Raw genomic sequence first — 7,737 nt, 5'->3', positions numbered from 1 at the left:
TTTAAAGAGTGCGTAACAGCTCACTAGTCGAATGACTCTGCGCCGATAATTTACCGGGGCTAAGTATATTACCGAAGCTATGGATTTACGCGTAAGCGTGAGTGGTAGGGGAGCGTTCTATGTGCGGAGAAGCGGTACCGTAAGGAGCCGTGGAGCGCATAGAAGAGAGAATGCCGGTGTGAGTAGCGAAACGTGGGTGAGAATCCCACGCACCGAAAACCCAAGGTTTCCAGAGGAAGGTTCGTCCGCTCTGGGTAAGTCGGGACCTAAGGCGAGGCCGAGAGGCGTAGTCGATGGACAACAGGTAGAGATTCCTGTACTTACGGTATGAATGATGGAGTGACGGAGAAGGCTAGCGGATCCTGCTGATGGAAATGCAGGTGCAAGCGAGGTAGCCGACAGCCAGGCAAATCCGGCTGTCGAAAGGCAAAGGCGTGAGGCGTATGGAAAGCTGCGGCAAGTACAGAAGTCCGTGAAGCCAGCTTCCAAGAAAAGCTTCTAGTGATAATCATACAGTAACCCGTACCGAAAATGGACACACATGGGTGAGGAGAGAATCCTAAGGTGAGCGAGAGAACTATAGCTAAGGAACTCTGCAAAATGACTCCGTAACTTAGGGATAAGGAGTGCTCATAGAGATATGAGCCGCAGTGAAACGGCCCAAGCGACTGTTTACCAAAAACACAGCTCTATGCTAAGTCGAAAGACGACGTATATGGGGTGACGCCTGCCCGGTGCTGGAAGGTTAAGAGGATGTGTCAGCGCAAGCGAAGCATTGAATTGAAGCCCCAGTAAACGGCGGCCGTAACTATAACGGTCCTAAGGTAGCGAAATTCCTTGTCAGGTAAGTTCTGACCCGCACGAAAGGCGTAACGATTTGGGCGCTGTCTCAGCTGTAGACTCGGTGAAGTCTTAGTACCTGTGAAGATGCAGGTTACCCGCGACTAGACGGAAAGACCCCATGGAGCTTTACTGTAGCTTGATATTGGACTTTGATGCAAGATGTACAGGATAGGTAGGAGACTGAGAGACATGCACGCCAGTGTGTGAGGAGTCAATGTTGGGATACTACTCTTCTTGTATTGGAGTTCTAACCGGATGCCATGGAACTGGCAACGGGACAGTGTCAGGTGGGCAGTTTGACTGGGGCGGTCGCCTCCCAAAGAGTAACGGAGGCGCCCAAAGATACCCTCAGCTTGGATGGAAATCAAGCGCAGAGTGCAAAGGCATAAGGGTGTTTGACTGCGAGACCTACAAGTCGAGCAGGGACGAAAGTCGGGCTTAGTGATCCGGCGGTGCTGAATGGAAAGGCCGTCGCTCAACGGATAAAAGCTACCCTGGGGATAACAGGCTGATCTCCCCCAAGAGTTCACATCGACGGGGAGGTTTGGCACCTCGATGTCGGCTCATCGCATCCTGGAGCTGAAGTCGGTTCCAAGGGTTGGGCTGTTCGCCCATTAAAGCGGTACGCGAGCTGGGTTCAGAACGTCGTGAGACAGTTCGGTCCCTATCTGTCGTGGGCGTAGGAAGTTTGAGAAGATCTGTCCTCAGTACGAGAGGACCGGGATGGACATATCAATGGTGCACCAGTTGTCACGCCAGTGGCACAGCTGGGTAGCTAAATATGGAAGGGATAAACGCTGAAGGCATCTAAGTGTGAAACCCACTTCAAGATGAGACTTCCCATTACGCAAGTAAGTAAGACCCCTTAAAGACGATAAGGTTGATAGGTCAGGAGTGTAAGCATGGCGACATGTTCAGCGGACTGATACTAATAGGTCGAGGACTTAACCTAGAGAAAAAGGGTTAAGGCTTGAAACTGAAAGAAGACAAAGTGGAAGACAAAAGACGCAAGAAAACTATTATCTAGTTTTGAGTGATTCTCGAAAGGAATTGCTTAGAAAAGAAGATCTGGTAGCGATAGCATGATGGACACACCTGTTCCCATACCGAACACAGAAGTTAAGCATCATAACGGCGAAGATAGTACCAAGGTGCGACAATAGCAAGCTGCCGGTTCTTTTTTTATTTACGGATACCTCTGCGTATCCTTTTTTCTTTGCAATTATTATAGATTGCGCTATTATATTTATTAAAGATGGAGGATGTGGTATGAAAGTATTATTAATTAATGGAAGTTTTAGAAGAAATGGCTGTACTTTTACAGCTTTGAATGAAGTTGCTAAAGCATTAAATACTAATGGTATTGATACTGAAATATTTCATATTGGAACAAAAGCTATTAGGGGTTGCATGGGATGTGGTGTTTGCCATGAGAAAGGTGAATGTATAGATAACAGTGATGCTGTTAATGAGTGTTTAAAACTATTTGAAGCTGCTGATGGAATTGTGATAGGAAGTCCTGTTCATTATGCAAGCTCTTCTGGAATGATTGCTTCCTTTATGGATCGTCTATTCTATGCTTCAAGATTCGATAAACGTTTTAAAGTTGGTGCCACTGTAGTTAGTTGTCGCCGAGGCGGTGCCAGTGCTACTTTTGATCAATTAAATAAATATTTTACAATCGCTCAAATGCCGATTGTATCTTCGCAATATTGGAATAGCGTACATGGTAATACACCCGAAGAAGTAAAACAAGATTTTGAAGGAATGCAGACAATGAAAGTATTAGGTAATAATATGGCATTCTTACTCAAAAGTATTGCTTTAGGTAAAGAAAAACATGGTTTACCTGATGCAGAACTAAAAATAGCAACTAATTTTATCAGATAGGAGTATTAGAATGACACGAATTTATTTATTACGTCATGGGCAAACTTTATTTAATCAAAAAAATCTAATCCAAGGAAGTTGTGATTCTAAATTAACAGCTAAAGGAATAGCCCAGGCTAAAGCTGTTAAGGAATATTTAGATACAATAAATTTTGCAGCTGTTTATTGTTCAACAAGTGAAAGGACATTGGATACTGCGACATATGCAACTGGTGGAAAATATCCGATCTACCCATGTAAAGAATTCAAGGAAATTGATTTTGGAGTAGTTGAAGGTGAAGATGGTAGTCAGTTATTTAAAGGAATGAAACATGATAATTTTGTATCATTACTGTTAAATGAAGGATGGAGTTCTTTAGAAGGAGAAAGCGGTTTTGATTTTACGAAACGAATTTTCACAAAACTAGATGAGATAACTGCTCAATATCCTGACGAGAATATATTAATTGCGACTCACGGGGGCACGATTTTAAATACAGTAGTTAACATTGACCATAATTTTGTTAATATGGATGGTCCAGCTAATTGCTCGATCACCATTATTGATCGTCATGGTGAATATCGAGTGATTGAATATAACTTACAGGTTGCTCAGTAGATTAAAAATAGCATGATTAAATGAAGAAAAATTAATTAAAATAAATGAAAAAAAGCCTTGCAATAGGGGCTTTTTTTTGTTAAAATACTACCGTTGACGTTGCAAAGATGTGCGAGGTTGCTGAAACACCGAAAGGCGTTGTCATGAAACGGCATGTTTCAGGGAATTCGTATTGAGTAAGTCACATCCTATAAGTTGAAAGGAGAAAAATCATGGCAAATAACAAAATTAGAATTAGATTAAAATCATTTGATCACAAAATTCTAGATAACTCAGCAGAAAAAATTATTGGTGCTGCTAAGAAATCTGGAGCTCAAGTAGTAGGTCCTGTACCTCTACCAACTGAAAAAGAAATTTATACAGTATTAAGAGCGGTTCACAAGTATAAAGATTCTCGTGAACAATTTGAAATCAGAACTCACAAACGTTTAATCGACATTGTGAATCCTACACAAGAAACAGTTGACATTCTAACAAGATTAGAATTACCAAGTGGTGTAGACATCGAAATTAAATTATAAGAAAGGTAAAAGGTGTAACTCATGAAAGGAATCTTAGGTCGTAAGATTGGAATGACTCAAGTCTTCACAACTGATGGTTTATTAATCCCAGTAACTGTAGTAGAAGCTGATGCTAACGTTGTATTACAAAAGAAAACAGTTGCTACTGATGGATATGATGCAATCCAAGTTGGATTCGAAGATAAGAGAGAAAAATTAGCTAATAAAGCTGAATTAGGTATTGTGAAAAAAGCTAACACAGCTCCTAAGCGCTTCATTAAAGAATTTCGTTATGACGAAATGATGAGTTATGAAGTTGGAGATAAAATTACTGTTGATAGCTTCGTAGCAGGTGAAGTTGTAGATGTAACTGGAACTTCTAAAGGTAAAGGTTATCAAGGTGTTATTAAAAGACATGGTCAAAGAATCGGTCCTAAAGGACATGGTTCAGGAGCTCATAGAATTGTTGGTTCAATGGGACCAATCGCTCCAAACAGAATTGCTCCAGGTAAAAAATTACCAGGACAAATGGGACATGTAACAAGAACAGTACAAAACTTAGAAGTGGTAGCTGTTGATGTAGAAAATAATTTATTATTAATCAAAGGGTCAGTACCTGGACCTAAAAAAGGATTAGTAATTGTAAAATCTGGAATTAAAGCAGCTGGTAAAGTAAACGAAGCTCATGAATTAGTAGACTTTACACCAGTAGTAGAAGAAACTAAAGAAGCAGATGCAGCAACTGAAACACCAGTTGAAGCAGCTGAATAATTTAGGGAAGGAGGATTCGATATGCTTACAGTTAAAGTATATAACCAAGAAGGTTCTGAAGTAAAAGATTTAGAATTAAATGAAGCTGTATTTGGGATTGAACCAAATAAACAAGCATTATTTGATATGGTCTTATTACAAAGAGCATCATTAAGACAAGGTACTCATAAAGTAAAAAACCGTACTGAAGTTCGTGGTGGTGGTAAAAAACCATGGCGTCAAAAAGGTACTGGTAGAGCTAGACAAGGATCAATCCGTGCACCACAATGGCGTGGAGGAGGAGTTGTATTTGGTCCAACACCTAGAAGTTATAAATTTAAATTAAATCGTAAAGTTAGAAGATTAGCGCTTAAATCAGCACTATCTACTAAAATTAACGATAATGAATTCATGGCTTTAGAAGCTATTAAATTCGACGCTCCAAAAACAAAAGAAATGGTGAAAGTATTAGCAAATTTAGAAGCACCAGTTAAGACATTGATCGTTGTTGACGAAATTTGTCCAAACGTTGCTAGAAGTGCTAACAACATCCCAGGCGTTAAATTATTAGATGCAAAACATGTAAATGTTTATGATATCTTAAACAGCAACAAGTTAATCATGACTGAAGCTGCTATTAAATCTGTTGAGGAGGTACTAGGATAATGGCACACATTACAGATGTATTAAAAAAACCAGTACTTACTGAAAAAACAATGACTCTTCAAGCAAACGAAAACAAATACACGTTTGATGTAGATGTTAATGCAAATAAAGTTGAAATCAAACAAGCTGTTGAAGCAATGTTTGGTGTGAAAGTTGAAAGTGTTAATGTTATGAACGTTAAACCTAAAACTAAGAGAATGGGTAGATACGAAGGTAAAACTAATCGTAGAAGAAAAGCTATCGTTAAATTAGCTGAAGGTAACGAAATCAATTATTTCGGTGAGGAATAATTAACTAAAATATTGGAATACATAATTCCAGATAACTAGGAGGAAACTAAAGATGGCAATTAAAACTTATAAGCCAGTGACGAATGGTCGTCGTAATATGACTTCATTAACTTATGAAGAAATTACAACAAACAAACCTGAGAAATCTTTAGTTGCAAAAGTAAGCAAAAACGGTGGACGTAATAACCAAGGTGTTATTACAACACGTCATCATGGTGGAGGACATAAACGTAAATATCGTATTATTGACTTCAAACGTAATAAAGATGATATCGTTGGAACTGTAGCAACTATCGAATATGATCCAAATAGATCAGCAAACATCGCATTAATTAACTATGCAGATGGTGAAAAAAGATATATTTTAGCTCCAAAAGGATTAGAAGTTGGAAGTAAGATCGTATCTGGTGAAAACGCAGATATTAAAGTAGGAAATGCTTTACCAATGGGAAATATGCCTGAAGGTACTGTAATCCACAATATCGAAATGCAACCTGGTAAAGGTGGACAAATCGCACGTTCTGCTGGTGTGTCTGCTCAGATCTTAGGTAAAGAAGAAAGATATGTAATCGTAAGATTAGCATCTGGTGAAGTACGTAAATTATTAGCTGTATGTAGAGCTACTGTTGGGGTTGTTGGAAACGAAGACCACGGATTAGTTAACTATGGTAAAGCTGGACGTATGAGATGGAAAGGTGTTAAACCTACAGTACGTGGTTCTGTAATGAACCCTAACGATCACCCTCATGGTGGTGGTGAAGGTAGAACTTCTATCGGACGTAAAGCTCCAATGACACCTTGGGGTAAAAAAGCAATGGGTGTTAAAACTAGAAAAAATAAGAAAGCGTCTACTAAATTAATTGTACGTCGCAGAAATTCTAAATAATAAGAGGAGGAAGAAATAATGGCACGTAGTTTAAAAAAGGGACCATTTGTTGATGGACACTTAATGAAAAAAGTTGAAGCATTAAACGCTGCTGGTAAAAAAGAAGTTATCAAAACTTGGTCTAGACGTTCAACAATCTTCCCTCAATTTATTGAGCATACATTTGCAGTGTATAACGGAAGAGAACATATCCCAGTTTATGTAACTGAAGATATGGTCGGTCATAAATTAGGAGAATTCGCTCCAACAAGAACTTATCACGGTCACGGGGCTGATGATAAAAAAGCTGGAAAATAGAGAGAGGAGATTTTAAAACATGGAAGCAAGAGCACAAGCTAAAATGATTCGTGTTTCACCTCAAAAAGCTCGATTAGTCGTTGACTTAGTGAGAGGGAAGCAAGTAAAAGAAGCACTTGGTATGTTAGAATACGTAAATAAAAGTGCAACTCCTGCAATCATTAAAGTTGTAAAATCTGCTGCACAAAACGCTGTTTATAACGAAGGTGCAGAAGCAGAAAAGTTATATATTAAAGAAATCTATGTAGACGAAGGTCCTACATTAAAAAGATTCGCTGCAAGAGCTAAAGGTAGCGGAACAAGAATTTTAAAAAGAACTAGCCACATCACTTGTGTGGTAGAAGAAAGATAGGAGGTCACATTATGGGTCAAAAAGTAAGTCCAATCGGATTACGAGTTGGTGTTAACCGTAATTGGGATTCAAGATGGTATGCTAACGATCAAGATTTCGCAGGTTTATTACATGAAGATATCAAGATTCGTGAATACCTATTAAAAAAACTTAAGACTGCATCTGTAGCTAAAGTTGAAATCGAAAGATCAAAAAATCGTGTTACTATCTTTGTTCACACATCTAGACCAGGAGTTGTAATCGGTAAAGATGGTGAAGCAGTTGATGCATTAAGAAAAGAAGTTAGTAAAATGGTAAAAGATAAACAAGTGTTTATCAATATTGTGGAAATCAAAAACCCTGATGTTGTAGCACAATTAGTTGCTAATAATATTGCGGAACAATTAGAAAATCGTGCTTCTTTTAGAACAGTTCAAAAACGTGCTATCCAAAGAGCAATGAGAGCTGGAGCTAAAGGAATTAAAACAAGTGTTTCAGGACGTTTAGGTGGAGCTGATATGGCTCGTGCTGAAGGTTACTCTGAAGGGAATGTCCCTCTTCATACTTTAAGAGCTGATATTGATTATGCTACTGCAGAAGCAGATACTACTTATGGTAAATTAGGAGTTAAAGTTTGGATTTGTAAGGGAGAAATCCTTCCTGAAAAGAAGAAAGGGGATAAATAA

10 protein-coding genes and 2 rRNA genes are annotated in these 7,737 nt (G+C 38.9%); all 12 read left to right on the top strand.

What is annotated here, in order from left to right:
* A 23S ribosomal RNA gene (locus tag KTF99_RS04880) occupies nt 1–1,795 on the top strand; the annotation flags it as partial.
* A gap of 115 nt (nt 1,796–1,910) precedes the next feature.
* Nucleotides 1,911–2,019 (top strand): 5S ribosomal RNA (gene rrf, locus KTF99_RS04875).
* Between the two features lie 93 nt (nt 2,020–2,112).
* Nucleotides 2,113–2,733 (top strand): flavodoxin family protein, encoded by a 621-nt coding sequence (locus tag KTF99_RS04870; RefSeq protein ID WP_003536800.1) that lies wholly within the window; start codon nt 2,113–2,115, stop codon nt 2,731–2,733.
* A gap of 10 nt (nt 2,734–2,743) precedes the next feature.
* Entirely contained in the window at nt 2,744–3,331 is a 588-nt protein-coding gene (locus tag KTF99_RS04865; protein WP_029481286.1) for a histidine phosphatase family protein, read from the top strand.
* A gap of 212 nt (nt 3,332–3,543) precedes the next feature.
* Complete coding sequence (gene rpsJ, locus KTF99_RS04860; RefSeq protein ID WP_003536806.1) at nt 3,544–3,852, top strand: 30S ribosomal protein S10; 309 nt, start codon at nt 3,544–3,546, stop codon at nt 3,850–3,852.
* Between the two features lie 21 nt (nt 3,853–3,873).
* On the top strand, nt 3,874–4,602 hold the full coding sequence (gene rplC / locus KTF99_RS04855) for a 50S ribosomal protein L3 (RefSeq protein ID WP_003536808.1): 729 nt from the start codon (nt 3,874–3,876) through the stop codon (nt 4,600–4,602).
* Nucleotides 4,603–4,623: 21 nt separating this feature from the next.
* On the top strand, nt 4,624–5,247 hold the full coding sequence (gene rplD / locus KTF99_RS04850) for a 50S ribosomal protein L4 (protein WP_003536810.1): 624 nt from the start codon (nt 4,624–4,626) through the stop codon (nt 5,245–5,247).
* Entirely contained in the window at nt 5,247–5,537 is a 291-nt protein-coding gene (rplW, locus tag KTF99_RS04845) for a 50S ribosomal protein L23 (protein ID WP_003536811.1), read from the top strand. Before rplD ends, rplW begins: the two co-directional genes overlap by 1 nt.
* 52 nt (nt 5,538–5,589) lie before the next feature.
* Complete coding sequence (gene rplB, locus KTF99_RS04840; protein WP_003536814.1) at nt 5,590–6,423, top strand: 50S ribosomal protein L2; 834 nt, start codon at nt 5,590–5,592, stop codon at nt 6,421–6,423.
* Between the two features lie 18 nt (nt 6,424–6,441).
* Complete coding sequence (gene rpsS / locus KTF99_RS04835) at nt 6,442–6,720, top strand: 30S ribosomal protein S19 (RefSeq protein ID WP_003536816.1); 279 nt, start codon at nt 6,442–6,444, stop codon at nt 6,718–6,720.
* 19 nt (nt 6,721–6,739) lie between these two features.
* Entirely contained in the window at nt 6,740–7,072 is a 333-nt protein-coding gene (gene rplV / locus KTF99_RS04830) for a 50S ribosomal protein L22 (protein WP_003536817.1), read from the top strand.
* An 11-nt stretch (nt 7,073–7,083) separates the two neighbouring features.
* Nucleotides 7,084–7,737 (top strand): 30S ribosomal protein S3, encoded by a 654-nt coding sequence (gene rpsC / locus KTF99_RS04825; protein ID WP_003536818.1) that lies wholly within the window; start codon nt 7,084–7,086, stop codon nt 7,735–7,737.

The organism is Erysipelatoclostridium sp. MSK.7.34 (assembly GCF_019041935.1).
GTDB lineage: Bacteria > Bacillota_I > Bacilli_A > Erysipelotrichales > Coprobacillaceae > Thomasclavelia > Thomasclavelia ramosa.
The sequence above is the reverse complement of the archived record's forward strand: the minus strand, read 5'-3'. Positions and strand labels throughout refer to the sequence as shown.